This is a genomic window from Bradyrhizobium sp. 44 (assembly GCF_023073095.1).
In the GTDB taxonomy this organism is placed as follows: Bacteria; Pseudomonadota; Alphaproteobacteria; order Rhizobiales; family Xanthobacteraceae; genus Bradyrhizobium.
In genome coordinates this window covers 581,838-605,528 of the sequence record NZ_JADPIY010000008.1, presented here as the reverse complement: position 1 = coordinate 605,528, position 23,691 = coordinate 581,838, and the positions used below count along the sequence as shown (strand labels likewise).

The following is a 23,691-nucleotide window of genomic DNA, read 5'->3' as shown; positions in this document are numbered from 1 at the left end:
AGCAGATCGGCGCTGACGACGCCGAACGTATTGGAACAAGGCGGTCGGCGAAATTTCGTAGGATGGGTAGAGCACTTGCGAAACCCATCATGCTTCCGCCTAGACCAAGTGCGATGGGTTTCGCTTCGCTCTACCCATCCTACGCACTCTCGCCGCGCAACGTTCGCCTTCTCCAGAGGTCAACCAGCACCTTGACGGTCGCCGCAAGCACAGCTGCGCACAGCGCCGCCTTCGAGATCGTCTCCATCGTTCCCTCGATCAGCAGGCAATGGGCCACGCTGCCTGCGACGATGATGACCGCGAGGGGAAGATGGACGATGCGCCAGGTGCGCAGCCGCAATCCCAAGCGCCGCCGGAGCAGCGCCAGAAGCGCGACGGTGAAGATGGCCCACATGGCGGTCACGCCGAAGGGGGAGAACGGCGTCGGTGACGTATAGGTCAGGGCGTCGATCATGTCGGGCGGGCTGGTGATCCAGAGGCCGGCGACGTGGACCATGACGGCCAGAACCAGCGTGCCACCGATCCAGTGATGGGCGCGCCGGCCACGATAGGCCGACAGTCCCGGCAGGTATCCGCCGATCAGCAGGGGCTGAACGAGCACGAGACCGAGCGCGACGATGCCAGCGAAGCCCGCGAGGATGTAGACCGGACCGCGCCATGCGAGCTGTTCGCTTCCCGCAGCGAGCGCGATCGGCACGCAAATGGCCAAGGCAAGGGCGAGCCAGATCAGGGGCGCCCGGGCCGATCTTCGCCCCGTCATCTCCAATGCGATCAGGCCGACTGCAGGACGAAGTGCGCCTCGAGGCTGGTTTCCTTTGCGCTCCGCATGATCGGCCGCAGAAAGACCGTCTTGAACTCACCGCTGTCATAGGCGAGGTGGCCATGCGGCTGGCCGAAGATGGGAATGATCTGCGGCATCTCGAGCCGGAACTTGCCGTCCTTGTCAGTCAGCGTGGCGCCATGGCTCTGCGGCTCGTGCTCCTGCCCTTCCGTGGTGTGTGCCCAGATCTGGATGCGCTGGCCTGCGAGCGGCGCCCCGTCGCCGGCGCGGCGCACGGTGCCGCTCATCCAGAAGCCGCCCTTGCCGATCCGCTCCACGATCGCCGCGCCCTTACGGTAGTTGTTCGCGCCGCCCGACATTGTCTCGGTCGGCGCGAGGCCGGCCGCGCGGACAGGCAACAGCAGGCCGGGAACGCCGGTTGCCAAAAGCCCGGTTGCGAGGATCGAGCCGCCCGCGGCGAGGAGGCTCCGGCGATTGAGTACGACCGTGGTCATGTTGGTTCCTCCTGGCGAGCGTCCAATGCTCAGTGAGTGTACAACAACAGGCGCCCGACGCCCAGTTGGGCCGGGGGCCGCAACGGGTCACAATGACGGTGTTGTGAACGGGGGTGCAGACCGCTCGCACCTGCATCAGTGATCGTCGTCTTCCTTGACCAACGCCAACAAGCGAAGGGTCAGGAACGTGAACACGGCGACCGTCACCGCGACATCAAAAGCGCCGAGCCCGACGGAAACGCCGATGGCACCGGTCGCCCAGAGACTCGCGGCCGTCGCGGTCCCCTGCACCGAATTCCCCTGCTTGAGAATTGCGCCACCGCCGATGAAGCCGATGCCGGTGATGAGGCCTTCGATCACTTTTGCCATCCCGTCAGGCGAATGCACGAGCAGGCTTTCGCTGGCCTGCACGAAGCCGCAGCTTGCCATTGCGACCAGCGGAAAGGTGCGCAAGCCCGCGCTTCGCGCCCGCTTCTCACGGTCCCAGCCAATGGGAACGGCGAGCGCGAAGGCCGCAGCCAGCGCGACGACATGAACGCCGATGTTGAATCTGTCCAAAGAAAGCCCCCGAAATGAAAATCGTAGCCATTGATCAAACCGGCCGGCAACGCCGCAATGCGGCCCGCGGTTTCCATGCAGGCGAATTTGCCGCATGCCTCAGCGCAGCGATGGCTTCGCCTCCACGCAATGGAGCCGCCGGCGCAGCACCATGATCGTTTCGGCTGGTATTCCCGGGGCCGGCTCCTACATGTCGAGTCCACGTTTCGATCGCATGCTCCATCCGGACCCGCCCATGATCCCCTTCTCCGTGCTCGACCTCGCTCCCATCCGACAGGGCGGCGACGCATCACAAGCGTTCCGTAACTCGCTCGATCTCGCGCAGCATTCGGAAGCCTGGGGCTACAAGCGCTTCTGGCTGGCCGAGCATCACAACATGACGGGCATCGCGAGTGCGGCGACGTCGGTGGTGATCGGGCATGTCGCGGGCGGCACCAAGACGATCCGGGTCGGCTCCGGGGGGATCATGCTGCCGAACCATTCGCCGCTCGTCATCGCCGAGCAGTTCGGCACGCTGGCCTCGCTTTATCCCGGGCGGATCGATCTCGGGCTCGGCCGGGCGCCGGGCACCGACCAGTTCACCGCGCGGGCGCTGCGGCGCGATCTCGCCACCAGCTCCGAGAATTTTCCGCAGGACGTGCTGGAGCTGCAGGCGCTGCTCGGCGACGTGCAGCCGAACCAGACCATACGCGCCGTGCCGGGCATGGGGACGAAGGTGCCGCTGTGGATCCTGGGCTCCAGCACTTTTGGCGCGCAGCTCGCAGGCATGCTCGGCCTGCCGTTCGCGTTCGCTTCACACTTCGCGCCGCAGATGATGATGCCGGCGCTGCGGGAGTATCGCGCGCGGTTCGAGCCCTCGGCACAGCTCGACAAGCCCTACGCGATGGTCGGCGTCAACGTGTTCGCCGCCGACAGCGACGCGGACGCGCAGCGCATGTTCTCCTCGCTGCAGCAGCAGTTCATCAATCTGCGCCGCGGCACGCCCGGCCCGCTGCCGCCGCCGGTCGACGACATGGACGCGCTGTGGTCGCCGGCCGAAAAGGCGATGGTTGGCCAGTCGCTGTCCTGCTCGGCGGTCGGCTCGCCTGAAGTGATCGAACAGAAGCTGAAGGCGCTGATCGCTGAGACAAGCGCTGACGAATTGATGACCACGGGGCAGATCTACGATCACGCCGCGCGGCTGCGCTCGTTCGAGATCGCAGCTGCGGTAAGGGATCGGCTGGCGGGGTGAGGGCAGAGTCTGGCGCGGTCGACTTGGCAATGGCGCGTCCGTCATTGCGAGCGCAGCGAAGCAATCCAGAGTGCTTCTGCGGAAGCAAGTCTGGATTGCTTCGTCGCTCCGCTCCTCGCAATGACGGGTCGTCCTAATCCGGAAAGCCGAACAGCCTTGCCGGATTGTGCACCAGGATATTCTCCAGCTCGGTCTGATCGGCTGCGTAGCGGTACATCAGCTCGAGCAGATCGGCGTCGTTGGGCGGCTGCTTCACCGAGACCGGATGCGGCCAGTCGCTGGCCCAGACGCAGCGGTCGACGGCTGCCTCGATATAGGCGCGCGCGATCGGGATGACGTCGTCGTAGGGCGGCCCAAGCTTCGAGGTCTTCTCGCCGAGCGACAGCATCACCCAGAAATTGCCCTTGGCGAGCAGCTCCAGCATCTTGCGCAGGTTCGGATCGTTTCTGCCGGCTTCCGGATCGGGCCGTGCCATGTGGTCGATCAGCACGGGCACGTCGAGATTCTCGTATTTAGCGACGCTCGACATGATGCCGTCCTTCTCCGGCTGGATCTTGACGTACCAGCCGAGCTCGCGGATGCGCGCAATGGCGCGGGCGAAATCGGCATCCGACAGCACCGCGCCGAGCTCCTGGCGGAAGCTGAAGCGCGCGCCGCGGACCCCAGCATCATGCAGCTTGGCGAGATATGCGTCGTTCGCCTCCGCGAACACCAGCGCGTTGGCGCAGCCGCGATAGTTCGGGCCCATCGCGGCGAGACCGTCGAGCACGACGGCATGGTCGGCGCCATAGGTGGTGGTCTGCACGATGACGCCGCGCTCGATGCCGAGCGTCTTGTGCACGCGCAGCGCCGCTTCCCAGGTCGCGGTCGGCATCCGATAGGCCGCACCGGGTCGTTCCGGATATTTGTCGATGGGGCCGAGCACGTGAAACTGGCTGTCGACGGTTTTGGGCGGCGGCGCCTTGACCGGGCGGCGCGGGTTCGGGTCGAACGGCAGATAGGTCGGCATACGCGAAACTCCCTCAGTCGATCATTGCGGTGAAGTCACACTGCACCAGCGCGCCGCCATCCATGTTGTCCATCGGCAGCGCGTGGCGCGCCGGGCGTGAATGCTCGTCCGGAAACATCTTCAACCATTCGACATTCACGGGCCCGCGCTGCGTACGGTCTTTCAGCCACACCGTCATCTTGATGATGTCGTCGGTGGTGCCGCCGGCGGCCTCAACCGTCGCCTTCATATGCGCGAACATATTGGCGCATTGTGCCTCCAGGCTCTCGGGCATTGCGCCAGCCGCATCGCGGCCGAGGATGACGCCCGACATCACGAGATTGCCGATGCGGCAGGCGTTCGGAATCGGGTTGGCGTGCTTGAAGCCGCCGATATGGATGCTCTTGCGCCGCGTGTGACCGGTCATGATGCGCTCCCTCTTGCTTTGGTTCAGACGAACTGGCACGACACCGAGCCGAACGCGCCATAGTCGGCATGAAACGTGTCGCCGCGGCGGATGTCGACCGGCCGCGTGAACGATCCCGCCAGCACCACCTCGCCGGCGGCGAGATGCTCGTCATGCGGCGCGAGGCGGTTGGCGAGCCAGGCGATGCCGTTGGCGGGATGGTTGAGCACGCCGGCGGCCAGCCCGGTTTCCTCGACCTCGCCGTTGCGGAACAGCAGCGCGCCGATCCAGCGCATGTCCGCGTCCATCGGACGGAACGGCCGGCCGCCGAGCACCAGCGCGGCGTTCGCCGCATTGTCCGAGATCGTGTCCATGACCTTTCGCGCCTTGCCCGTTTCGGGATCGACGCGGTGCATGCGCGTCTCCAGAATCTCCAGTGCGGGCGTGACGTAGTCGGTGGCGTTGAGCACATCGAAGATGGTGCAATCGGGCCCACGCAGCGGCGCCTTCAGCACGAAGGCGAGCTCGACCTCGATGCGCGGCGCGTGGAAGCGGTCGAACGGAATGGGCGTGGCATCGGCATAGAACATGTCGGCGAACAGCACGCCGTAGTCCGGCTCCGAAATGCCGACCGCGTTCTGCATTGCCTTCGAGGTCAGGCCGATCTTGTGGCCCTTGATGACCCGGCCGCGTCCGAGCTGGAGTTTTGTCCAGGCGCGCTGAACAGCATAGGCATCCTCGATGCTGAAATCGGGATAGTCTTTGGTGAACATCGTGATCAGCGTCTTGGTGCGCTCGGCCTCGTCGAGGCGCGCGGCAAGGCGTTCGATCGTGGCAGTATCCAGCATGGCTTAACTCTCCGCGGCCACGGTATTGCGCAGCACGCCGATGCGACTGGATTCGACCTCGACGACATCACCGACCTTCAGCCAGCGCGGCGGGTCGAAGCGGGCGCCCGCCCCGGTCGGCGTGCCCGTCACGATCATGTCGCCGGGCTTCAGCGTCGCAAAGGTCGAGAGATAGGAGATCAGAAAGTCGAACGGGAACATCAGCCGCTCGGTGGTGTCCTGCTGTCGCACCTCGCCGTTGACGCGCGTGATGATGTCATGAGGCCCGCGCGGATCGAGCTCGTCCGATGTGACGATCCAGGGACCGATGCTGCCGGAGCGGTCGAAATTCTTGCCCTGCGTGACGTTGAACTTGCCGTGACGCAGCCAGTCGCGGATCGTGCCCTCGTTGCACAAGGTCATGCCGAAGATGTGCGCCCAGGCCTTTTCGCGCGGGATGTGGCGGCCTCCCCGGCCGATCACGATGACCAGCTCGCCTTCGTAATCGAGCTGGTCGGACACATGAGGCTTTTCCAGCGGCTGGCCGGAGCCCGTCATCGAGGACATGCTGCGCACGAACAGGCTGGGATATTTGGGCAGGTCGGAGCTGTCTTTATACTCCGCATTGCGCTCGGCGTAGTTGACGCCGATGCACCAGAGCTTTTCCGGCGCGAGCACCGGCGGAAGCAGCACGAGATTGTCCAGCGCGTAGTCCGGCTTTTGTCCGGCGACGGCCTCCTGCGCGTCGGCCAGCGCATTGGCCGCGATCAGCGCCCTCACATCGGAGAAGTCGCGGCCGATCCGCCGGGTCAGATCGACGACACCGCCTTCGATGGCGGCACCATAGCGCGGCTCTCCGTCCAGGAGATAGCTTATGAGTCGCATGGTCGTTCTCCAATGGTCTTGAGGTGCGGCCGGGCAGCGCGTTCAGTTTTTCGATTTGGGGGTCTGGAACACGCCACGCAGCGTCACGATCTCGCCGAGCCGGGCGTAGCGTGGCCCGCCGATGCGCGCGATCGGATCGAGCGCCGCGGTCTCGACCTTGCCGTCGTTCACGAGTCCGTCGCGGAGGTGGAACATCACGACTTCGCCGACGATGAGGCGGCTGCGGGCATCGCCGAATTCGAGGCACTGCCGGAAGCGGCATTCCATCGCAACGGGTGCAATGCCAAGACGCGGCACCTTGATGCGCTCGCTCGGGATCGTCTCAAGGCCAAGCTCCGCGACCTCGCTGATCTCAGGCGGATGCTCGACCGATGAGTCGTGCACGGCCTGCATCAGCGGGGTATCGGCGATGTGGATGACGTATTCCTCGGTGTCGAGGATGTTATGCGCAGTGTCCTTGTAGTCCGCGCCCTTGCGGCCGACGCTGATGGCGAGCATCGGCGGCTTCTGCGAGACGAAGGTGAAGGCGCTGAACGGCGCGAGGTTGAGCACGCCCGCGCGCGACAGGCTCGTCACCCAGGCGATCGGACGCGGCACCACGATGCCGGTCATCAGCCGGTAGATGCGCTCGGCGCCGAGCTCGGTGGGGTCGATCCGCATCGATCAATCCGCCTTGATGTTGGCCTTGCGCACGATCGGAATCCATTTGGCGTCCTCACGCTCGAGATAGGCCTTGAATTCGTCGGGCGTCATCGCGACGGCTTCGCCGCCGAGCTTCTCGAACTTGTCGACCACGGCGGGATCCTTCAGGATCGCGGTCAGCGCCTCGTGCAGCTTGTCGATCACGGGCGCCGGCGTGCCTGCCGGCGCGAACAGGCCGGTGAAGGTCTGGCCGTCGAAATCCTTGTAGCCGAGCTCAGCGAAGGTCGGCACGTCGGGCAGCGACTTCAGGCGGTGCGGGCTGGTGACGGCCAGCGCCCGGAACAGGCCGGCCTTGATGTGCTGCAGGCTTACCGTGAGCTGGTCGAACGCGAACTGCACCTGCCCGCCCAGGAGATCGTTGACCGCGGGCGCATTGCCGCGATAGTGCGCGGTCACCCATTGCAGGTCGAGGCTGGACTGCATCAGCTCGCTGAGCAGATGGTTGGTGGTGCCGGGACCGGGCGAGGCCATCGTCAGCTTGCCGGGCTCGCGCTTGGCGAGATCGATGAATTCCTTGAAATTCGTCGCCTGCACCGACGGATGCACCTCGAGCACCAGAGGCGTCATCGAGATCGTCGTGATCGGCAGGAAGTCCTTCTTCCAATTGTAGGCGTCGCGCTTGTTGATTTCGGTCGCGAACAGCACCGGGCCGTTGGCGCCGACGAACAGCGTGTAGCCATCGGGCACGGATTTCGCGAAGGCCTCGCCCGCGATCATGCCGCCGGCACCCGCCTTGTTCTCGATGATGAAGGGCTGGCCGAGCTTTTCCTGAAGCTTGTCGGCGATGATGCGCGCGGCGCTGTCGACATTGCCGCCGGCCGGATAGGGCACGATCAGCTTGACGTTGCGCAACGGCCATTGCTGGCCCGACGCCGGTCCCGTCAACATCGCCGCTGCGGCAGCTATGGCAATCCAGATTAATCTCATGTTAACCTCCCGGCGGCGCTTCCAATTTTACGTCGATTTGCCTGACGTCGTACACGGCATCTCGATTCGGAGCGCAATCTCCAGATGCGCGCTTTACCTGTCGAGGAAATTGTGGCGTTCTTGTCCATATTATGGACAAGGCCGCTTCCGCAAAATCCACCCGCCGCATGACCGAGCCGCGACAGGGCGCGCAGGCGATCCGGCGCGCGCTCGCGGTGCTGCGAATTCTGGCCGCGGGCCGCGAAGAGGGCGTGCCACTGGCCGAGGTGGTGCGGGCGACCGGCCTCACCCGCCCGACCGTGCACCGCATCGTCCACGTGCTGATCGAGGAAGGCATCGTCGAACGGCATGACAGGACCGGCCGCTACGCGATCGGCAACCAGGTGCCGGAGCTCGCGCTCGCACGGGCCCGGCCGTCGCGGCTGCTGATCGCCGCCAATCCGTCGCTGCAACGTGCGTCGACCGAGATCGGCGACACGCTGTTCCTGACGGTGCGGACCGGCAACGACACGCTGTGCGTCGATCGCAGGATCGGCGTTTATCCGATCCAGGTGCTGTCGATCGAGGTCGGCGCGCGTCGACCGCTCGGCGTCTCCAGCGCAGGCGTTGCCATCCTCGCCGCGATGCCGGCGCAGGACGCCCGGAAAATCGTCGCGGCCAACGAGAAGAGACTGGAGGCCTACCGGACCGACGCCGCAGCAGTGCTGGGCCAGGTCACCGCCGCAAGACGGCTGGGGTATGGCATGAGGGAAATTGGTCTGGTGCAAGGCACGAAATCGATCTCGACCTGGATCAAGACGCCCGACGGCCGCCCCGCTGCCGCGATGACCGTCTCCGCCGTTCGGACGAGGCTCGGCCCGCGCCGCGAACAGGAGGTCGCGGAGATCTTGCTGCGGGAAGCGCGCATCATCGAGCAGGCCATTCGGGGCTAGGCGCCGCTGTCAATGGGCTGACGCAGCGCGCCTTTTTGTGGCACAAGAGCCGCCTCCGCCGACCGAGCAACGAGGCCACGCATGCCCGCGCCAAACCCGCCCGCCTTCGAGACCCTGAGCCTGCATGCGGGCCAGCATCCGGATCCCACGACCGGCGCCCGCGCCGTGCCGATCTACCAGACCACGTCCTACGTGTTCCAGGATTCCGATCACGCCGCCGCGCTGTTCAACCTCGAGCGCGCCGGCCACATCTATACGCGCATCTCCAATCCGACTACGGGCGTGCTCGAGGAGCGGCTCGCGGCGCTGGAGGGCGGCGTCGGCGCGATCTGCACCGCGAGCGGCATGGCCGCGCTGCATCTCGCCATCGCGACGCTTCTGAACGCCGGCGACCATATCGTCGCGTCGAGCTCGCTCTATGGCGGCACCATCAACCTTCTGGCGCACACGCTGCCGCGCTTCGGCATCACCACAACGTTCGTGAAACCGCGCGATCTCGACGCCTTCCGCGCGGCGATCAAGCCGAACACGAAGCTGGTGATCGGCGAGACCATCGGCAATCCCGGGCTGGAGGTGCTGGACATTCCGAAGGTCGCGGCGATCGCGCATGACGCGAAGATCCCGCTGCTGATCGACAACACCTTTGCCACGCCCTATCTCAGCCGCCCGATCGAGCTCGGCGCCGACATCGTCATGCATTCGGCGACCAAATGGATCGGCGGCCACGGCATCGCGATCGGCGGCGCCATCGTCGACGGCGGCCGTTTCGACTGGCGCGCGTCGGGGAAGTTCGGCGTACTGACCGAGCCCTATGGCGGCTATCACGGCATCGTCTTCGACGAGCAGTTCGGCACCGCCGCCTTCATCATGCGCGCGCGAACCGAAGGCCTGCGCGATTTCGGCGCCTGCCTGTCGCCGACCAACGCGTTCCAGCTCTTGCAGGGCGTCGAGACGCTCGGCGTGCGCATGGACCGCCACATCCAGAACACGCATCTCGTGCTGGAAGCGCTGAAAGCCAACAAGGCCGTGGATTGGGTGCTGCATCCCTCGCTCGAGGACCACACGGACTACCAGCTCGCAAAGCAATTGCTGCCGCGCGGCGCCGGCTCGATCGTCTCCTTCGGCATCAAGGGCGGGCGGCCCGCGGGGCGCAAGTTCATCGAATCGCTGCGCATGATCAGTCATCTCGCCAATGTCGGCGACGCCAAGACGCTGGTGATCCACCCGGCCTCGACCACGCACCAGCAAATGAACGCCGAGCAGCTCAAGGCCTCCGGCATCGGCGAGGAGCTGGTGCGGCTCTCGGTCGGCATCGAGACCGCAAGCGACATCATCGACGATCTCGCGCAGGCGCTGCGCATCTCGCAAAAGGTCTGACAACATGAGACTCTCCGTCAACGGCGCCGAGGTGCTGGTCGCAACCGGCGGCCGCGACTTCGACAAGGCCCTGCCCGCGGTCGTCTTCCTCCATGGCGCCGGCTTCGATCATTCGACCTGGGCGCTGCACACGCGCTGGTTCGCCCATCACGGCTTTGGTGTGCTGGCCCCTGATCTGCCCGGTCACGGCCGCTCCCCCGGACCTTCGCTCGGCAGCATCGCCGAGATGGCCGACTGGACGGCGGCCCTGCTCGATGCGGCCGGAGTTAAGAAAGCGCATCTGATCGGCCATTCCATGGGATCGCTGATCTCGCTGGAGACGGCCGCACGTCACCCCGACAAGGTCTCCGCGCTCAGCCTGATCGGCACGGCCGCGACCATGACGGTCGGCCCGGATCTGCTCAAGGCGGCCGAAGCCAATTCGCAGGATGCAAACGACATGGTCTCGATCTGGGGCCTCGGCTTCAACGCCGAGCTCGGCGGCAGCCTCGCGCCGGGCCTGTGGATGCATGGCGGCGCGCAGGCCGTGTTGAAGCATTGCGAGCCGGGCGTGCTGTTCAGGGATTTATCAGCCTGCAATGCTTACGCGAATGCGCTTCAAGCAGCCGCGAGCGTGACGGTGCCCACGACGCTCATCCTCGGCGAGCGGGACATGATGACTCCGGTGAAGGCCGGCAAGGCACTTGCCGCAGCGATCCCGCATGCGAAGACCGTCGTGGTGCCGGGGGCCGGTCACATGATCATGGCCGAACGTCCGGACGACCTGCTGGCTGCGCTCAGGAACTGACAGGATCAATCGTCCGTCTTGCGCGTTGCGGTCAGACATCCCTGTGAATTGCAGAGGGAACTGGACCATGCCAAGACAGGAAGTCATTCGCAAAGCCAGGCAAGACAAGCGTGCCGGGAAATCGGCAACCACGCAGGCCGGCGAATTCGTCAAGGACCAGATCAACAAGATCCGCAAGGGCAAGCATGGCGCGCGCTCGACGAAACAGGCCATCGCCATCGGTCTGTCCGAAGCGCGCCGCGCCGGCGTCGATCTCCCGCCGCCGCGAAAAGGACGCGTCAAGAAGGCGACGCGACGCAGCGCCGAATACGCCTATGAAGTCGGGCAGGGCAAGCGCACGCCGAAACGCCAGCCGCGCGTGGCGCGGGCCGTCGAAAAGGTTTTGAAGAAGGAGCCGCGTTCGACCGCATCACGCAGCGCACTGTCGAAACAGGGCAAGCGTGCCGCGAGCCAGCGATCCGCCGCGTCACGTTCAGCCACCGCGCGCAAGGCAAGCCGCACCAAGGGTGCCAAGGCCCGCTCCACCGCCGCAAAGAAGGCGGCACGCACCAGGGCGCGCCGCCGGAGCTGATCAGTTCGCGCGCCGACTCCGCTCGGAGAACACCGCGCGTGCAGCACGCTCGGCCTCGCGCGCCGAGCGGAACTGCCGGCCTTCGAGGCTGTCGAACAGACGCTCGGAGGAGAAGAAGCGGAAGCCGCGCGTATCCCTCGTGACGATGCCGGCGGCGCGGTCGTGGATTTCGATGATGTAGGCATTCGATTGAATTTTGGACATGACTGCTCGTCCACCGGGGTCTCGGCGTTTCCTGTCTCGGGATTTGCTGGGTGAGGTGCTGCTAGAAGACGGCGGTCAGCAACAACAACAGACGCCGGTGGCCGCTGAGAAACAGCGCGGCGTCATGCACGCATGCATGTCATTGTTACTGCGCTGGTGATCGGTTCTCATATCGCGGCTTCGGCTCGAGGAGCAGTGTCGATACCTGGAATATCGAGCGTTTAGCGCGATCGGTCAATGAAATGGCCATCCATAATTGCCACCGGCGCGCATCGGCACTTCTCCGGGCGCGAGCGCAGGCAAACGAATTCATCTCGCGATGAGTTCTTCCCTTGCGGGAGAAGGGAAGACGCATCACCACATCGTCGCGGCCGCCCGCTCGGGCCAGGCGCGATCATATTCCGCGCCGCCGACCTTGTTCTCGCTCATCTCGGCGAGGATCTGGCCGGGTGTCGGCAGCGTCTTGGGGTCGATGCGCTTGTCGGGATTCCAGAGATCGGAGCGGACGATGGCGCGGGCGCACTGGAAGTAGATCTCGTCGACCGTCATCACCATGACACTGCGCGGCGCCTTGCTTTCGACCTTGAACGAGGCCAGCAGCTCGGGATCGATCGAAAGATGCGCCCGGCCATTGGCCCGGACCGCATTGCCGGAGCCGGGGATCAGGAACATCAGGGACACCCTGGGATCGCGCACGATGTTGCGCAAGGAATCGACCCGGTTATTGCCGCGGCGATCCGGCAGCATCAGCGTCTTCGGGTCATGAATGCGGACGAAGCCGGAGAGATCGCCGCGCGGCGAGCAGTCGATCCCCTCGGGTCCGATGGTGGCGAGCGCGGCGAACGGCGCCCTTTCGATGAAGACGCGATAGAGCGGGGTGACGTGGTCGGCGACTTTCACGGTCGAGGCGTCGTTGGTGACGCCGTAGATGGCCTCGAGCTGCTCGACCGTTTCAATCACCGACATTCCAGTCTCCTTGTTGCGCGGGCTATTCGTGCCAGCTCTGGTTCTTGATCACGCGCAGAAGCTGGTGGCCGTGATACTCTGCGCTGCCCGCGTTGAGGATGGTGACGTCGGCCTGCGCCGATGCGTCCTCGACGCTGCGCGTCAGCCGTTCCGTGATATTGCCGTCGCTGTGCCGGGCGCGTGCGGCAAGCCGCTGCGCCAACACATCCGGCGGCGCCGTGATCGCGACCACCACGACGTTGGCGTAAGCTTTGCGTAACGCGCCGATCACCGTGCGCGACACATTGGCCACGACGGCGCGTCCGGAACGAATATCGTCGTTGAGGTTGCGCGGCAGCGCGTAGCAATGCCCATGCGCTTCCCAATGCACGGCGAAATCCCCACGCTCGAGCGCGCGGCGGAACTCGTCAGGGCTCACCGCGACATTGTCTTCGTCGGCCGAGGACTCGCGGGTCACGACGCGGCGCGGAAAGACGATGTCGTGATCCTCGATGCACGCCGCCCGCGCCAGCCGCAGCAGCGTGTCCTTTCCGGCACCGCTGGGACCGACCACGAGCACGAGCCGCCCGGGCCCGATCGCGCCCGTCTGCACTGCCGCCATGGTGACGGTCTCGCTCATGCCACGCGGCTCCCTTCGCGCCAGACGCTGCGGACCGCGGGGACGCTGCCGGCAACATGCACGCGGATCAGATCGGCACGCTTGCCGACGGCAATCTCACCGCGGTCGGACAGGCCGACGGCCTCCGCGGGCGCCTTCGTCACCGTGCGGATCGCCGCCGCAAGACTGATGGCGGGCACATGCTCGGGCAAATGCAGCGCGGCCATCAAAAGGCTCGAGGGAATGTAGTCCGACGACAGGATGTCGAGCAGGCCCTCGCGGGCGAGATCGACCGCGGCGATGTTGCCGGAATGCGAGCCGCCGCGCACGACGTTCGGCGCGCCCATCAGGATGTCGATGCCGGCCTCGTGCAGGCCGCGCGCGGCCTCCAGCGTGGTCGGGAATTCCGCGACCGAAACCCCATCACGCACGGCGTCCACGACGTTCTCCTCGGTGGTATCGTCATGGCTCGCCAGCGGGATCTTGTACTTGTGTGCCAGCGCCACGATCTCGCGCATGTTGGTCGCGGCATAGGCCTTCTGATACTCGAAACGCTTCGCGAACAGCTGGTCGAGCTCGGCATCGGTCTTGCCGCCGCCCTTGCCGCGATAATAGTCGCGCAGCTTGCCTTCGTCGCGGAACTGGCGCTGGCCGGGGGTGTGGTCCATCAGCGACATCAGCCGCACGTCGGGACGGTCGATCAGCTCCCTGGCCTCCTCGACCACGCTCGGCATCGGGATTTCGCAGCGCAGATGCAGGAAGTGATCGGCGCGCAGCAGGTCGGCATCGCGCGCGGTCGTGATCGCGGCGGCGAGCGTGCCGGCGCGTCCGTCGACTTCTTCGGCGCCGTCCTCGCGCCAGACCCGGAGCGAATCGAACACCGTGGTGATGCCCGACGTCGCGAGCTGGCCGTCATAGGAGACGACGGCGGCGACCGGATTCCAGAACACTTTCGGCCGCGGCACGTAATGCGCTTCGAGATGGTCGGTGTGGAGCTCGATCAGGCCGGGCATGATCAGATCGCCGCCGGCATCCTCTGCCCCCGCAGGCACCCTGCCCTCACCGATCTCGGCAATACGTCCATCGGCGAGAGCAAGCCAGCCCTGCTCGATCACCCGTTCCGCCAGCACGATCCTGGCGTTGGCGATCACGATGTCCTTCTTGGCGTTCATGTCCATTTCCTTCAGGCCGCGGCGGCGAAGCTGGTGACGTCGACGATGCGGTCGGCAATCTGATGACGGATTTCGTCGTCATGGACAATGGCGACCATGGCGACGCCCTGGCGCTTCTTTTCGGCGACCAGCCCGACCACGACGGCGCGGTTGGCTGCGTCGAGCGAGGCAGTGGGCTCGTCGAGCAGCAGGATCGGCAGGTCCGAGATGAAGCCGCGCGCGATGTTGACGCGCTGCTGCTCGCCGCCGGAGAAGGTCGCGGGCGGCAGCTGCCAGAGTCGCTCGGGGATGTTGAGACGATGCAACAATTCGCCGGCACGGGCCTGCGCCTCCGCGCGCGCCAGGCCGTTGACGATCAGCGGCTCCGCGACGACGTCGACGGTCGCAACCCGCGGCACCGCGCGAAGGAACTGGCTGACATAGCCGATGGTCGCGCGGCGGATGTTGAGGACCTGCCGCGGCTCGGCGGTGGCGAGATCGATCACCTCGCCACGATGGCGGATGCCGATGCGGCCGGAGTCGCAGCGATAGTTGCCGAATATCATCTTCAGGATCGACGATTTTCCGGCGCCTGATGGCCCCGACAGCACGACGCATTCGCCGGGATCGACGTGGAACGTCACGCCGCTGACCACGGGCAATTCGATGCCGCCTTGCAGGTGCATCGTGAAGGTCTTGTTGGCGTCGGCGATGTCGATCATGGCGGTCATTGGAAAACTCTTGTTGCAAGGCTCATGGCGTTGAAGCCTCATGGCGGCAGAATCGAGGAGACGAGCAGCTGGGTATAGGGCTCGCGGGGATCGTCGAGCACCTGGTCGGTGAGGCCGGTCTCGATCACGCGGCCGCCCTTCATCACCATCACGCGGTGCGACAGCAGGCGCGCGACCGCGAGATCATGGGTGACGATGATGACCGCGAGGTGCAGCTCGGCGACGAGGCTGCGCACGAGATCGAGCAGGCGCGCCTGCACCGAAACATCAAGTCCGCCGGTCGGCTCGTCCATGAACACCAGCCGCGGCTCGGTGACGAGGTTGCGGGCGATCTGGAGACGCTGGCGCATGCCGCCGGAATAGGTCCGCGGCGCATCGTCGATGCGTGCGATGTCGATCTCGACGCGGGTCAGCCAGTCCGACGCGGTATCGCGAATGCGGCCGTAATGATTCCAGCCCACCGCCATCAGCCGTTCGCCGACATTGGCGCCGGCCGAGACCGCCATGCGCAGCCCCTGCGCGGGATCCTGATGAACGAAACCCCAATCGGTGCGGAACAGGAAGCGCCGCTCGGCCTCGCCCAGCGTGGCGAGATCGCGAATGACGCCGTCGCGCATCCGATAGGAGACGTGCCCACCGCTGGCCGCGAGCTGACCGGACAGGAGCTGCAGCAGCGTCGATTTGCCCGAGCCGGATTCGCCGACGATGGCCAGCACTTCGCCGGGATAGAGCGCAAAGGACACGTCGCGGCATGCCGCGATGCGGCCATAGGACTTGCTGAGGGATTTTGCGACCAGCAGCGGCTCGTCGTTCTCGAGCATGTCTTGATCAGCCATTCGATGCCTCCTGCGCCTTGTCCTTGTACGGCGCGGCGCTGAGGCTGCCGTGATGGCCGGCGGCCTGGCGGCCCTCGCAATAATCGGTGTCGGAGCAGACGAACATGCGACCGCCCTTGTCGTCGGTGACGATCTCGTCGAGATAGGAATTTTCCGCGGCGCATAGCGCGCAAGGCGCGTTGAAGCGATACGGCTCGAAGGGATGGTCCTCGAAGTCGAGCGACACGACTTGCGTATAGGGCGGGATCGCATAGATGCGTTTCTCGCGGCCGGCGCCGAACAGTTGCAGCGCCGGGCAATTGTCCATCTTGGGATTGTCGAATTTCGGCGTCGGCGACGGGTCCATCACATAGCGCGCATTGACCTTCACCGGATAGGCGTAAGCCGTCGCGATATGGCCGAAGCGGGCGATGTCCTCATAGAGCTTGACATGCATCAGGCCGTATTCGGCGAGCGCATGCATGCGCCGCGTCTCGGTCTCCCGCGGCTCGAGGAAACGCAGCGGCTCCGGGATCGGCACCTGATAGACCAGCACCTGATTTGCGTGCAGCGCCGTCTCCGGGATGCGGTGACGGGTCTGGATCACGGTCGCATCTTCAGTCGCGGTCGTCGTGGCGACGCCGGCGGTCTTGGCGAAGAATTTGCGGATCGAGATCGCGTTGGTGGTGTCGTCGGAGCCCTGGTCGATCACCTTCAGCACGTCCTCGGGCCCGAGGATCGCCGCGGTGACCTGGACGCCGCCGGTGCCCCAGCCGTAGGGCATCGGCATTTCACGGCTGGCGAACGGCACCTGATAGCCGGGGATCGCGATCGCCTTGAGGATTGCGCGGCGGATCATCCGTTTGGTCTGTTCGTCGAGATAGGCGAAATTGTAGGCGGGCGCGTTCATTCCGCGGCCTCCTTCATGGCGTCGGGCGCATTGGCTTCAGTGAATTCCTTGCGCAGCTTGCGCAACAGGCCGAGCTCGGACTGGAAGTCGACATAATGCGGCAGCTTCAGATGCTCGACGAAGCCGGTCGCCTGGACGTTGTCCGAATGCGACATCACGAATTCTTCGTCTTGCGCAGGGGCGAGTGCCTCTTCGCCAAGCTCGCGCGCACGCAACGCGCGGTCGACCAGCGCCATCGACATGGTCTTGCGTTCGCTCTGGCCGAAGGCGAGGCCATAACCGCGGGTGAAGCACGGCGCTTCGGTCGCGGAGCCCTTGAACTGGTTGACCATCTGACACTCGGTGAGCTCGATCGAGCCGAGCGGAACGGCGAAGCCGGCGTCTTCCGCCGAAAATTCGACATCGACCTCGCCGAAGCGAATCTCGCCGGCGAAGGGATGGTTGCGGCCGTAGCCGCGCTGGGTGGAATAGCCCATCGCCAGCAAGAACCCTTCGTCGCCACGCGCGAGATTTTGCAGGCGCAGGTCACGATCCGCCGGAAAGTTCAGCGGCTCGCGGGTGAGGTCGCCGACGCTGGCGCCCTCTTCCGCCTGCGGCGAGGATTCGATCAGCCCGTCGCGGCCGAGGATATCCGTCACCCGCGGGGTGGGCACTGTCGATGCTTCGGCCGTCGCCGGCGCTTCCGGCACGAAGCCTTCGGCGAGCGAGGGATCGAGCAGACGGTGGGTATAGTCGAAGGTCGGCCCGAGAATCTGGCCGCCGGGAATGTCCTTGAAGGTCGAGGACACCCGCCGCTGCACCCGCATCGCGCCGGTCTCGACCGGCTCGCTGGCGCCGAAGCGCGGCAGCGTGGCGCGGAAGGCACGGACCAGGAAGATCGCCTCGATCAGATCGCCGCGCGCCTGCTTGATGGCGAGCGCCGCGAGCTCGCGGTCATAGAGCGAGCCTTCGCTCATGACGCGGTCCACGGCGAGACCAAGCTGCTCCGAGATCTGGTCGAGCGTGATTTCCGGCACGCTTTGATCGCCGCGTCGCGCACTGGCGAGCAGGCGATGGGCGTTCTCGATGGCGCGTTCGCCGCCTTTGACTGCGACATACATGCTTAGCTTCCCTTATTCACGACGCGCGTGGTGCGCGGGATCGCAACCACGGCATCGTCGGCGACCAGCACCACATCGATGCCGCGCGGAAACAGCGTTTCGTTGACGCGCAGACGCTCGAACAGGTCGAACGGCTTGATCGACGCCTGGAGCGTGGCGACGCCGTCGATGCCGGGACCGCGCAGCTCGAAGCTGCGTCCGGTGTCAAGGCTATCGACCTGGAAGATCAATGTGGTCGAGCGATCCGGATATTCGCTAGTGCCGAGCGCGAAGCGCTCGAGCGAAGACAGCACTCCGCCGTCGCCGATCAGCGCGAAGCTGGCGATCGAGGGATCCTGCACCACCGGTGCGCCGGTGTGGAACTTCAGCCATTTTGTCACGTCGGTGCTTTCCGACATGCGCGCATCGAGCCAGAGCGGCGTGTCGTGGTCGAACAGCGTCAGCGCGATCGCGGCCGTGCCGCGCATCATCGTTTGAGGCGCTCCTGATGTCGGCACGATGCGCTGGACCGATCCCGGCCGCGCCATCGCGTCCATGACCGAGCGAAAGGTCGATTGCGCCGACAGCACCTTGTCGGCGAACCCCGGCGGCAGTTCCGCAATCGTGGTCATGATCTCACCCCTCACCGCGCACCATGGTGTAGAAATCAACCTTCGTCGCGGCGGTCTCGGCCGCCACCTGTTTGCGCTTGGCCATCAGCTGCTCACGCAACGGCGCGATAATGTCCCGCTCCACCGCGCCGCCGAAATCGCTGGACTGCACCAGCGCATCGCACAGCGCGATCAGCCGCGCCTTCTCGCCGTCGCGACCGAGCGTGTAACCGAAGCCGACCTCGCCGCTCGCAAGCCGCACCGCGGCGCGCGACACGGTGGCTTCGCCGAGGTTGAACGGCGCGCCGTCGCCGCCGACCCGGCCGCGCAGCATGACGAGGCCGTTTTCCGGCGCGCGCAGATCCTGATGCGCCGGCAAAGCGAGAGCGCGGAGGCGAGCGGCGATCTCGCCCGCCTCCGCGTGCGCCAGCACGGCCATTGCGGCCTTGCGCTGGGCTTGCTGATTGTTGTGCTGGGTCACCACATCCACCGACTTTTCTGCAGAACTTGCCGAATCCAAGTTGTCTATGATACTAGACAACTTGATAGCGGAGCGCCATGACTGTTTGGTGACAAGGGCGTGATTTCTGGAGTAGCTTCCCGGCCACATGAGCATGCAGGACACAGCTTCCTCCGGCGTCGCATTGTGGCGCCTCGTTGCCGACGGCATCGAGCGCGGCATCGCCGACGGCCGCTTTGCGGCCGGCGACAAGCTGCCGGGCGAGGTGGAGATCGCCGAAACCTATCGCGTCAACCGCCACACCGTGCGGCGCGCGCTGGCCGCGCTTGCGGAGCGCGGCATCGTGCGGGCCGAACGCGGCAGCGGAACCTACGTCGAGGCGCAGAAGCTCGCCTATCCGCTGCGCTCGCGGACCCGTTTCTCCGAGATCGTCGGCGCGGACGGCCGCGAACCGCATGGCCGGTTGATCGAGGCGTCCGATGATGTCGCGACCCGCGAACTCGCGCGGGAACTCGGCCTCAAGACCGGTGCACCGCTGGTGCGGATCGAGGCGATGCGCCTCGCCGACCGCACGCCGATCTGCGTCTCCACGACGTGGCTGTCGGCGCAGCTGTTTCCGGGTGCGGGCGACGTCTTTGCCGCGACCCGCTCGATGACGAAATTGCTCGAGCATTACGGCGTCCGCGACTATCGCCGCGGCGCGACCCGGATCACCGCCGGCATCGTTGACGCAACCGACGCCGCACGGCTCGATCTGGCGCTGGGACGGCCGATCCTGGTGGTCGACGCCACCGATCACGATCTCGACGGCAAGCCGCTGGTCACCAAGCATTCGCGCTTTGCGGCGGAGCGGGTGGAATTTCTGGTGGAGTCGTAGGGTGGGCAAAGGCGCACTTGCGCCGTGCCCACCATCCATCCAGTGCTGCGATTGAACTGGTGGGCACGCTGCGCTTTACCCACCCTACGAAATCGGTGATCAGGCCACCGCCCTTCGCCCAATAATCGCGAAGCGCAGTTTTCCCGAGACGAAATCGATCGCGGCGACCGCGACCAGGATCATCAGGATCAGGAACGACACCTTCTGCCATTCCAGCACGCGGATCTGCTCGGCGAGCTGGAGGCCGATACCGCCGGCACCGACGATGCCGATGATGGTAGCCGAACGCGTGTTCGACTCGATGAAATAGAGCACCTGGCCGGCGATCACGGGCAGGACCTGCGGCAGCAGACCGAAGCGGATCTCGTGCAGCGCACTGCCGCCGGAGGCGCGGATGCCCTCGACCTGCTTCTGGTCCGCGCCCTCGATCGCCTCCGAGAACAGCTTTCCAAAGGCGCCGAAATCGGACACGGCAATGGCGAGCACGCCGGCAAACGGGCCGAGCCCGACCACGTTGATCCACACCAGCGCCCAGATCAGCGTGTCGATGCCGCGGATCGAATCCAGGAAACGTCGAATCGGGAAGCGCAAAATGCTCGACGGCACCACGTTACGCGCGGCAAGAAGACTGATCGGCAGCGCGAACACCGCAGCCAGCGTCGTGCCGAGCAGCGCGATCGACAGCGTCTCGCCCAGCGCCTTCAGATAGATCGGCAGCGACGAGCCGGGATCCGGCGGAATCATCATCAGGCTGATCCAGCCGAGCTGGCTGAGGCCGGCGACGAAGCGCGAGGGCGAGAAGTCGAGATCGACGAGACCATAAATCAGGATCGCGAGCGCCGCGACGATCATCGTCGGGATGGCGAGCCGCGCCGAGGCCGGCCGGTCGAACACATCGGGGTAGCGCGCGCGAAGCGCGGCGGTGTCGATCTCCTGCGGCCCCGTCACGTTCGCGCCTCCTTGCCGAACAGACGGCCGCGCAGCCAGCCGGTGCTGATGTCGATGATGAAGACCGTGACGATGATGGTGAGCAGGATGGCGCTGACGTCGGAGTAGTAGAACTTGCGGATGGCGACGACCAGCTCCTGGCCGATGCCGCCGGCGCCAACGAAGCCCATCACGGAGGCCTCGCGGACGTTGATCTCGAAACGCAGCAGCGCGTAGCTGGCATAGCCCGCCGTGACCTGCGGCAGGATGGCGAAGCGCATGCAGGAGAGCCAGCTCGCACCGGTCGAGCGGACACCTTCGACCGGCTTCATGTCGGCGTTCTCGACGATCTCGGAGAACAGCTTTCCGAGCGCGCCGGTGGAGTGAATCGCAATGGCCAGTACGCCCGCCATCGGTCCGAGCCCGAAGGCGATCACGAAGATCAGCGCAAACACGATGCCGGGCACCGTGCGGGCGAATTCAAGCAGGCGCCGCACCGCGAACCGCAGCCAGGGCGCAGGCGAGGTGTTTTCAGCCGCGAAGAAGTTCAGGCAGAAGGCAAAAGTCGCGCCGATCAACGTGCCGACATAGGAGATCAGCAGGGTCTCGCCCAGCATCCTCAGCCATTTGCGCCAGCCCCAGAGCCACTCGCCGACATCGGTCCAGACCCGCTGTCCGCTGTCGAGTGTGAGGATGCGGTCGAAATAGCTGATGAAGTTGCCGTAATGGGTGAACAGCGTCCGCAAATTCACTTCCGCGCCGATCGCGGCGAGCAGCAGTGCGGCGGCAAACACCACGGTTCCGAACAGGAGTCGGAGCCGCTTGCGCGCGACCGCCTGGCGATAGGCGGCGTTGCGCACGGCGAGCTGCTGCTCGGGAAGGATCGAAACCGCGACGGTCATCTGATCAGGAAAGGTGGTCGATCAAAGAGAAAGAGCCGGGTCCATCGACCCGGCTCCAGTGGCATCGTCCCGAAACTCAGGACGCCTTCTTCTTACGCAGTGCATCGACGAACTTGATCAGCTCGATCGTGCCATCCCAATCCTTGGTGGTCGCGGGATGAAAACCTTTCTTCTGGCCGTCCTGGAGGCGGTCGAAGGCAGCCTTGTCCTTGGCCGGCGCGTCGAAGAACGCCTTGGCGATGGCGGCCTTGGCCTCTTCCGGCAGGTCAGAATTGTAGGCATAGGGGCCGTTGATGATTGGCGCCGACTTGTGGATGATGCGGAAATCATCTTTCTTCATCGCCGAGCCATCTGCATTCTTCAGCATGCCCTTGGTCAGCATCTGCGCCAGCGTCGAATCGTCGTCGCTGGTCCACTGGTTGGCCGCGACGTCGACCGTGCCCTGCGCCAGTGCCAGGATCGCGTTCTCGTGGCTGCCGGTGAAGACGACCTTGCTGAAATAGGTGTCGGCGTCCGCGATGCCCATTTTGTCGAGCTCGAAACGCGGCACGTTGTTGCCGGAGGTTGAGTTCGGGTCGACCAGGCCGAGGTTCTTGCCCTTGAGCTGGTCGATGCTCTTGTAGGGGCTGCTCGCCTTGACGAAGAACACCGAGTAATAGCCGGTGGAGCCGTCGGAGTTGATGTCGTTGGCGAAGGCGTCGGTCTTGACGCCGGTCAGGCGGGCGCGGGCAAACGACGCTGAGCCATAGCTTGCGATGTGAATGTTGCCGGCACGCTGACCTTCGATGACGGCCGCGTAGTCGTTGGCGATGCGCAGCGTGACTTTCACGCCCAATTCCTTGGAGAGATAGTTCATGAACGGCGCCCAGCGCTCGGTGACGCCCGAGGCGTTTTCCGCCGGAATGACCGCGAAGGTCAGTTCGGGATATCTAGCTTTCCAGTCCTCGGCGGAAGCCGAGGTCGTGAACGCGAGCGCGGCGGCGCCGGCAAGAATCAATCTGCGAGTGATCATGATAGCCTCTTCATTGGTTGAGGTCGGTTGACGCAAAACTGGTGGGTCCTGATGCGGCGCCGCTCAGGCGGCGGCCGCCGTTCCAAGCACCGGAATGCCCTGTCGCACCGGTGCGGGCGTGCCGCCCATGACATCGGCGGCTTCGAGATCGTAGAGCTCGCGCGCAACGTGCTCGGTCAACTCAGCCGGTGCGCCGTCGAACACCACGCGTCCCTGCGCCATGCCGATCAGGCGGTCGCAATAGCTGCGAGCCAGGTCGAGCGAATGCAGATTGCAGAGCACGGTGATGCCAAAATGCTTGTTGATGCGCAAAAGCGCGTCCATGACGATCTTGGTGTTGCGCGGATCGAGCGAAGCGATCGGCTCGTCGGCGAGGATGATGTCGGGCTGCTGCACCAGCGCGCGGGCGATCGCGACGCGCTGCTGCTGGCCGCCGGAGAGTTGGTCGGCGCGCTGGGCTGCTAGCGGGGCGATGTCGAACTGCTCAAGCGCGGACATCGCCAGCGCCTTGTCCTGCTCGGGCCAGGTCTGCGACAGCGAGCGCCAGGCCGGCATCGTCGCAAGCCGTCCCATCAGGACGTTGGTGAGAACATCGAGCCGGCCGACCAGATTGAACTGCTGAAAGATCATCGCCGAGCGCGCCCGCCACTGCCGCAGCTCCTTGCCGCGCAGCGCCGTGACGTCGAGGCCGTCGAACAGGATGCGGCCCTGCGAAGGGGCCGCGAGACGGTTGATGGTCCGCAGCAGGGTCGACTTGCCGGCGCCGGACCGTCCGATCACGCCGACGAAGCCGCCGGGAGAGACTTGAAACGAGGCGTCGTCCACCGCGGCTTTCACGCCGAAGCGACACGTCAGACCTTCAACCACCAGCATGCAGGGCTCCAGAGTAGCTGGGACCCACCGCTAACGCCGGCGCTTGACACTTGTGTGACACGGACGTTGCGGTGCGGCGATCCTACACACCTCATCCCCTGTTCATCCC

The 23,691-nt window shown here is 65.4% G+C and carries 29 protein-coding genes; 6 read left to right on the top strand and 23 right to left on the bottom strand.

Annotated features, from left to right (window positions below; genetic code table 11):
• Positions 1-139 precede the first annotated feature (139 nt).
• The 3 genes from IVB41_RS04845 to IVB41_RS04835 form a co-directional block, all read right to left on the bottom strand.
• Positions 140-760 carry a ferric reductase-like transmembrane domain-containing protein gene (locus IVB41_RS04845; protein WP_247427345.1) on the bottom strand — a complete coding sequence of 207 codons (621 nt, stop codon included), beginning with the start codon at positions 758-760 and terminating at the stop codon, positions 140-142.
• 11 nt (positions 761-771) lie between these two features.
• Positions 772-1,275, bottom strand: coding sequence for a Twin-arginine translocation pathway signal (locus IVB41_RS04840; RefSeq protein WP_247427342.1), 504 nt, complete (start codon positions 1,273-1,275; stop codon positions 772-774).
• A gap of 135 nt (positions 1,276-1,410) precedes the next feature.
• Positions 1,411-1,833, bottom strand: coding sequence for an MgtC/SapB family protein (locus IVB41_RS04835; RefSeq protein WP_247427339.1), 423 nt, complete (start codon positions 1,831-1,833; stop codon positions 1,411-1,413).
• 235 nt (positions 1,834-2,068) lie between these two features.
• On the opposite strand from IVB41_RS04835, the gene IVB41_RS04830 reads away from it, so the two are divergent.
• The gene (locus IVB41_RS04830) at positions 2,069-3,064 is read left to right on the top strand and encodes an LLM class flavin-dependent oxidoreductase (protein WP_247429028.1); all 996 of its coding nucleotides are present in this window, start codon (positions 2,069-2,071) and stop codon (positions 3,062-3,064) included.
• Between the two features lie 133 nt (positions 3,065-3,197).
• Here the strand turns inward: IVB41_RS04830 and IVB41_RS04825 are convergent, their stop codons facing one another.
• The 6 genes from IVB41_RS04825 to IVB41_RS04800 are packed head-to-tail and all read right to left on the bottom strand — an operon-like array spanning position 3,198 to position 7,799.
• Entirely contained in the window at positions 3,198-4,073 is an 876-nt protein-coding gene (locus IVB41_RS04825; RefSeq protein WP_247427336.1) for an amidohydrolase, read from the bottom strand.
• Between the two features lie 13 nt (positions 4,074-4,086).
• Positions 4,087-4,479 (bottom strand): RidA family protein, encoded by a 393-nt coding sequence (locus tag IVB41_RS04820; protein WP_247285675.1) that lies wholly within the window; start codon positions 4,477-4,479, stop codon positions 4,087-4,089.
• Positions 4,480-4,502: 23 nt separating this feature from the next.
• Positions 4,503-5,306, bottom strand: a complete 804-nt coding sequence (gene hpaH, locus IVB41_RS04815; RefSeq protein WP_027565731.1) for a 2-oxo-hept-4-ene-1,7-dioate hydratase — start codon at positions 5,304-5,306, stop codon at positions 4,503-4,505.
• 3 nt (positions 5,307-5,309) lie between these two features.
• A complete protein-coding gene (locus tag IVB41_RS04810; RefSeq protein WP_247407057.1) occupies positions 5,310-6,170 on the bottom strand; it encodes a fumarylacetoacetate hydrolase family protein in 861 nt (286 codons plus the stop codon).
• Positions 6,171-6,212: 42 nt separating this feature from the next.
• Positions 6,213-6,830: a flavin reductase family protein gene (locus IVB41_RS04805; protein WP_247427332.1), complete on the bottom strand. Its 618-nt coding sequence runs from the start codon at positions 6,828-6,830 to the stop codon at positions 6,213-6,215.
• A 3-nt stretch (positions 6,831-6,833) separates the two neighbouring features.
• Positions 6,834-7,799, bottom strand: coding sequence for a tripartite tricarboxylate transporter substrate binding protein (locus tag IVB41_RS04800; RefSeq protein WP_247427329.1), 966 nt, complete (start codon positions 7,797-7,799; stop codon positions 6,834-6,836).
• A gap of 131 nt (positions 7,800-7,930) precedes the next feature.
• Here IVB41_RS04800 and IVB41_RS04795 point away from each other — a divergent pair, with 131 nt between their 5' ends.
• The 4 genes from IVB41_RS04795 to IVB41_RS04780 all read left to right on the top strand — a co-directional run bounded on the left by IVB41_RS04795 (position 7,931) and on the right by IVB41_RS04780 (position 11,466).
• Positions 7,931-8,731, top strand: a complete 801-nt coding sequence (locus tag IVB41_RS04795; RefSeq protein WP_247427326.1) for an IclR family transcriptional regulator — start codon at positions 7,931-7,933, stop codon at positions 8,729-8,731.
• A gap of 81 nt (positions 8,732-8,812) precedes the next feature.
• Positions 8,813-10,108, top strand: a complete 1,296-nt coding sequence (locus IVB41_RS04790) for an O-acetylhomoserine aminocarboxypropyltransferase (protein WP_247427323.1) — start codon at positions 8,813-8,815, stop codon at positions 10,106-10,108.
• Positions 10,109-10,112: 4 nt separating this feature from the next.
• Positions 10,113-10,895, top strand: a complete 783-nt coding sequence (locus IVB41_RS04785; RefSeq protein ID WP_247427302.1) for an alpha/beta fold hydrolase — start codon at positions 10,113-10,115, stop codon at positions 10,893-10,895.
• A 67-nt stretch (positions 10,896-10,962) separates the two neighbouring features.
• Entirely contained in the window at positions 10,963-11,466 is a 504-nt protein-coding gene (locus IVB41_RS04780; RefSeq protein WP_247427298.1) for a DUF6496 domain-containing protein, read from the top strand.
• On the opposite strand, the gene IVB41_RS04775 is transcribed toward IVB41_RS04780, so the two are convergent.
• The 10 genes from IVB41_RS04775 to phnG all read right to left on the bottom strand — a co-directional run bounded on the left by IVB41_RS04775 (position 11,467) and on the right by phnG (position 19,021).
• The gene (locus IVB41_RS04775) at positions 11,467-11,670 is read right to left on the bottom strand and encodes a hypothetical protein (RefSeq protein ID WP_247427295.1); all 204 of its coding nucleotides are present in this window, start codon (positions 11,668-11,670) and stop codon (positions 11,467-11,469) included.
• 354 nt (positions 11,671-12,024) lie between these two features.
• Positions 12,025-12,636, bottom strand: coding sequence for a pyridoxamine 5'-phosphate oxidase family protein (locus tag IVB41_RS04770; RefSeq protein ID WP_247427276.1), 612 nt, complete (start codon positions 12,634-12,636; stop codon positions 12,025-12,027).
• Between the two features lie 22 nt (positions 12,637-12,658).
• Complete coding sequence (gene phnN, locus IVB41_RS04765) at positions 12,659-13,255, bottom strand: phosphonate metabolism protein/1,5-bisphosphokinase (PRPP-forming) PhnN (RefSeq protein WP_247427273.1); 597 nt, start codon at positions 13,253-13,255, stop codon at positions 12,659-12,661.
• On the bottom strand, positions 13,252-14,406 hold the full coding sequence (locus IVB41_RS04760) for an alpha-D-ribose 1-methylphosphonate 5-triphosphate diphosphatase (RefSeq protein ID WP_247427271.1): 1,155 nt from the start codon (positions 14,404-14,406) through the stop codon (positions 13,252-13,254). The genes phnN and IVB41_RS04760 overlap by 4 nt, the downstream gene beginning before the upstream one ends.
• Positions 14,407-14,417: 11 nt before the next feature.
• On the bottom strand, positions 14,418-15,116 hold the full coding sequence (phnL, locus tag IVB41_RS04755) for a phosphonate C-P lyase system protein PhnL (protein ID WP_247427268.1): 699 nt from the start codon (positions 15,114-15,116) through the stop codon (positions 14,418-14,420).
• Between the two features lie 38 nt (positions 15,117-15,154).
• A complete protein-coding gene (phnK, locus tag IVB41_RS04750; RefSeq protein WP_247285660.1) occupies positions 15,155-15,952 on the bottom strand; it encodes a phosphonate C-P lyase system protein PhnK in 798 nt (265 codons plus the stop codon).
• Positions 15,945-16,841: an alpha-D-ribose 1-methylphosphonate 5-phosphate C-P-lyase PhnJ gene (locus tag IVB41_RS04745; RefSeq protein ID WP_247427264.1), complete on the bottom strand. Its 897-nt coding sequence runs from the start codon at positions 16,839-16,841 to the stop codon at positions 15,945-15,947. Before IVB41_RS04745 ends, phnK begins: the two co-directional genes overlap by 8 nt.
• On the bottom strand, positions 16,838-17,941 hold the full coding sequence (locus IVB41_RS04740) for a carbon-phosphorus lyase complex subunit PhnI (RefSeq protein ID WP_247427259.1): 1,104 nt from the start codon (positions 17,939-17,941) through the stop codon (positions 16,838-16,840). The genes IVB41_RS04745 and IVB41_RS04740 overlap by 4 nt, the downstream gene beginning before the upstream one ends.
• A gap of 2 nt (positions 17,942-17,943) precedes the next feature.
• On the bottom strand, positions 17,944-18,552 hold the full coding sequence (phnH, locus tag IVB41_RS04735; RefSeq protein WP_247407090.1) for a phosphonate C-P lyase system protein PhnH: 609 nt from the start codon (positions 18,550-18,552) through the stop codon (positions 17,944-17,946).
• Positions 18,553-18,556: 4 nt separating this feature from the next.
• Positions 18,557-19,021 (bottom strand): phosphonate C-P lyase system protein PhnG, encoded by a 465-nt coding sequence (gene phnG, locus IVB41_RS04730; protein ID WP_247427257.1) that lies wholly within the window; start codon positions 19,019-19,021, stop codon positions 18,557-18,559.
• A gap of 118 nt (positions 19,022-19,139) precedes the next feature.
• Here phnG and phnF point away from each other — a divergent pair, with 118 nt between their 5' ends.
• Positions 19,140-19,868, top strand: coding sequence for a phosphonate metabolism transcriptional regulator PhnF (gene phnF / locus IVB41_RS04725; RefSeq protein ID WP_247285655.1), 729 nt, complete (start codon positions 19,140-19,142; stop codon positions 19,866-19,868).
• Positions 19,869-19,967: 99 nt separating this feature from the next.
• Here phnF and phnE (IVB41_RS04720) read toward each other — a convergent pair whose 3' ends face one another.
• From phnE (IVB41_RS04720) to phnC, 4 genes are all read right to left on the bottom strand, one after another.
• A complete protein-coding gene (phnE, locus tag IVB41_RS04720) occupies positions 19,968-20,816 on the bottom strand; it encodes a phosphonate ABC transporter, permease protein PhnE (protein ID WP_247427254.1) in 849 nt (282 codons plus the stop codon).
• On the bottom strand, positions 20,813-21,697 hold the full coding sequence (gene phnE / locus IVB41_RS04715) for a phosphonate ABC transporter, permease protein PhnE (RefSeq protein ID WP_247427251.1): 885 nt from the start codon (positions 21,695-21,697) through the stop codon (positions 20,813-20,815). Before phnE (IVB41_RS04715) ends, phnE (IVB41_RS04720) begins: the two co-directional genes overlap by 4 nt.
• Positions 21,698-21,773: 76 nt before the next feature.
• Complete coding sequence (gene phnD / locus IVB41_RS04710; protein WP_027565753.1) at positions 21,774-22,709, bottom strand: phosphonate ABC transporter substrate-binding protein; 936 nt, start codon at positions 22,707-22,709, stop codon at positions 21,774-21,776.
• Positions 22,710-22,772: 63 nt separating this feature from the next.
• Positions 22,773-23,582, bottom strand: a complete 810-nt coding sequence (phnC, locus tag IVB41_RS04705; RefSeq protein ID WP_247427248.1) for a phosphonate ABC transporter ATP-binding protein — start codon at positions 23,580-23,582, stop codon at positions 22,773-22,775.
• Between the last annotated feature and the right edge of the window lie 109 nt (positions 23,583-23,691).

Excerpts from the sequence above, each read along its gene's own strand:
- phnL (WP_247427268.1), bottom strand. The coding sequence starts at position 15,116 with ATGACCGCCATGATCGACATCGCCGACGCCAACAAGACCTTCACGATG.
- IVB41_RS04810 (WP_247407057.1), bottom strand. The coding sequence starts at position 6,170 with ATGCGACTCATAAGCTATCTCCTGGACGGAGAGCCGCGCTATGGTGCC.
- phnN (WP_247427273.1), bottom strand. The coding sequence starts at position 13,255 with ATGAGCGAGACCGTCACCATGGCGGCAGTGCAGACGGGCGCGATCGGG.
- phnK (WP_247285660.1), bottom strand. The coding sequence starts at position 15,952 with ATGGCTGATCAAGACATGCTCGAGAACGACGAGCCGCTGCTGGTCGCA.
- IVB41_RS04820 (WP_247285675.1), bottom strand. The coding sequence starts at position 4,479 with ATGACCGGTCACACGCGGCGCAAGAGCATCCATATCGGCGGCTTCAAG.
- phnD (WP_027565753.1), bottom strand. The coding sequence starts at position 22,709 with ATGATCACTCGCAGATTGATTCTTGCCGGCGCCGCCGCGCTCGCGTTC.
- IVB41_RS04745 (WP_247427264.1), bottom strand. The coding sequence starts at position 16,841 with ATGAACGCGCCCGCCTACAATTTCGCCTATCTCGACGAACAGACCAAA.
- IVB41_RS04790 (WP_247427323.1), top strand. The coding sequence starts at position 8,813 with ATGCCCGCGCCAAACCCGCCCGCCTTCGAGACCCTGAGCCTGCATGCG.
- IVB41_RS04800 (WP_247427329.1), bottom strand. The coding sequence starts at position 7,799 with ATGAGATTAATCTGGATTGCCATAGCTGCCGCAGCGGCGATGTTGACG.
- IVB41_RS04740 (WP_247427259.1), bottom strand. The coding sequence starts at position 17,941 with ATGTATGTCGCAGTCAAAGGCGGCGAACGCGCCATCGAGAACGCCCAT.
- IVB41_RS04760 (WP_247427271.1), bottom strand. The coding sequence starts at position 14,406 with ATGAACGCCAAGAAGGACATCGTGATCGCCAACGCCAGGATCGTGCTG.
- IVB41_RS04785 (WP_247427302.1), top strand. The coding sequence starts at position 10,113 with ATGAGACTCTCCGTCAACGGCGCCGAGGTGCTGGTCGCAACCGGCGGC.
- IVB41_RS04805 (WP_247427332.1), bottom strand. The coding sequence starts at position 6,830 with ATGCGGATCGACCCCACCGAGCTCGGCGCCGAGCGCATCTACCGGCTG.
- phnH (WP_247407090.1), bottom strand. The coding sequence starts at position 18,552 with ATGACCACGATTGCGGAACTGCCGCCGGGGTTCGCCGACAAGGTGCTG.
- IVB41_RS04825 (WP_247427336.1), bottom strand. The coding sequence starts at position 4,073 with ATGCCGACCTATCTGCCGTTCGACCCGAACCCGCGCCGCCCGGTCAAG.
- hpaH (WP_027565731.1), bottom strand. The coding sequence starts at position 5,306 with ATGCTGGATACTGCCACGATCGAACGCCTTGCCGCGCGCCTCGACGAG.
- phnF (WP_247285655.1), top strand. The coding sequence starts at position 19,140 with ATGAGCATGCAGGACACAGCTTCCTCCGGCGTCGCATTGTGGCGCCTC.
- phnE (WP_247427251.1), bottom strand. The coding sequence starts at position 21,697 with ATGACCGTCGCGGTTTCGATCCTTCCCGAGCAGCAGCTCGCCGTGCGC.
- IVB41_RS04775 (WP_247427295.1), bottom strand. The coding sequence starts at position 11,670 with ATGTCCAAAATTCAATCGAATGCCTACATCATCGAAATCCACGACCGC.
- phnC (WP_247427248.1), bottom strand. The coding sequence starts at position 23,582 with ATGCTGGTGGTTGAAGGTCTGACGTGTCGCTTCGGCGTGAAAGCCGCG.
- IVB41_RS04795 (WP_247427326.1), top strand. The coding sequence starts at position 7,931 with ATGGACAAGGCCGCTTCCGCAAAATCCACCCGCCGCATGACCGAGCCG.
- IVB41_RS04845 (WP_247427345.1), bottom strand. The coding sequence starts at position 760 with ATGACGGGGCGAAGATCGGCCCGGGCGCCCCTGATCTGGCTCGCCCTT.
- IVB41_RS04770 (WP_247427276.1), bottom strand. The coding sequence starts at position 12,636 with ATGTCGGTGATTGAAACGGTCGAGCAGCTCGAGGCCATCTACGGCGTC.
- IVB41_RS04830 (WP_247429028.1), top strand. The coding sequence starts at position 2,069 with ATGATCCCCTTCTCCGTGCTCGACCTCGCTCCCATCCGACAGGGCGGC.
- IVB41_RS04840 (WP_247427342.1), bottom strand. The coding sequence starts at position 1,275 with ATGACCACGGTCGTACTCAATCGCCGGAGCCTCCTCGCCGCGGGCGGC.
- IVB41_RS04780 (WP_247427298.1), top strand. The coding sequence starts at position 10,963 with ATGCCAAGACAGGAAGTCATTCGCAAAGCCAGGCAAGACAAGCGTGCC.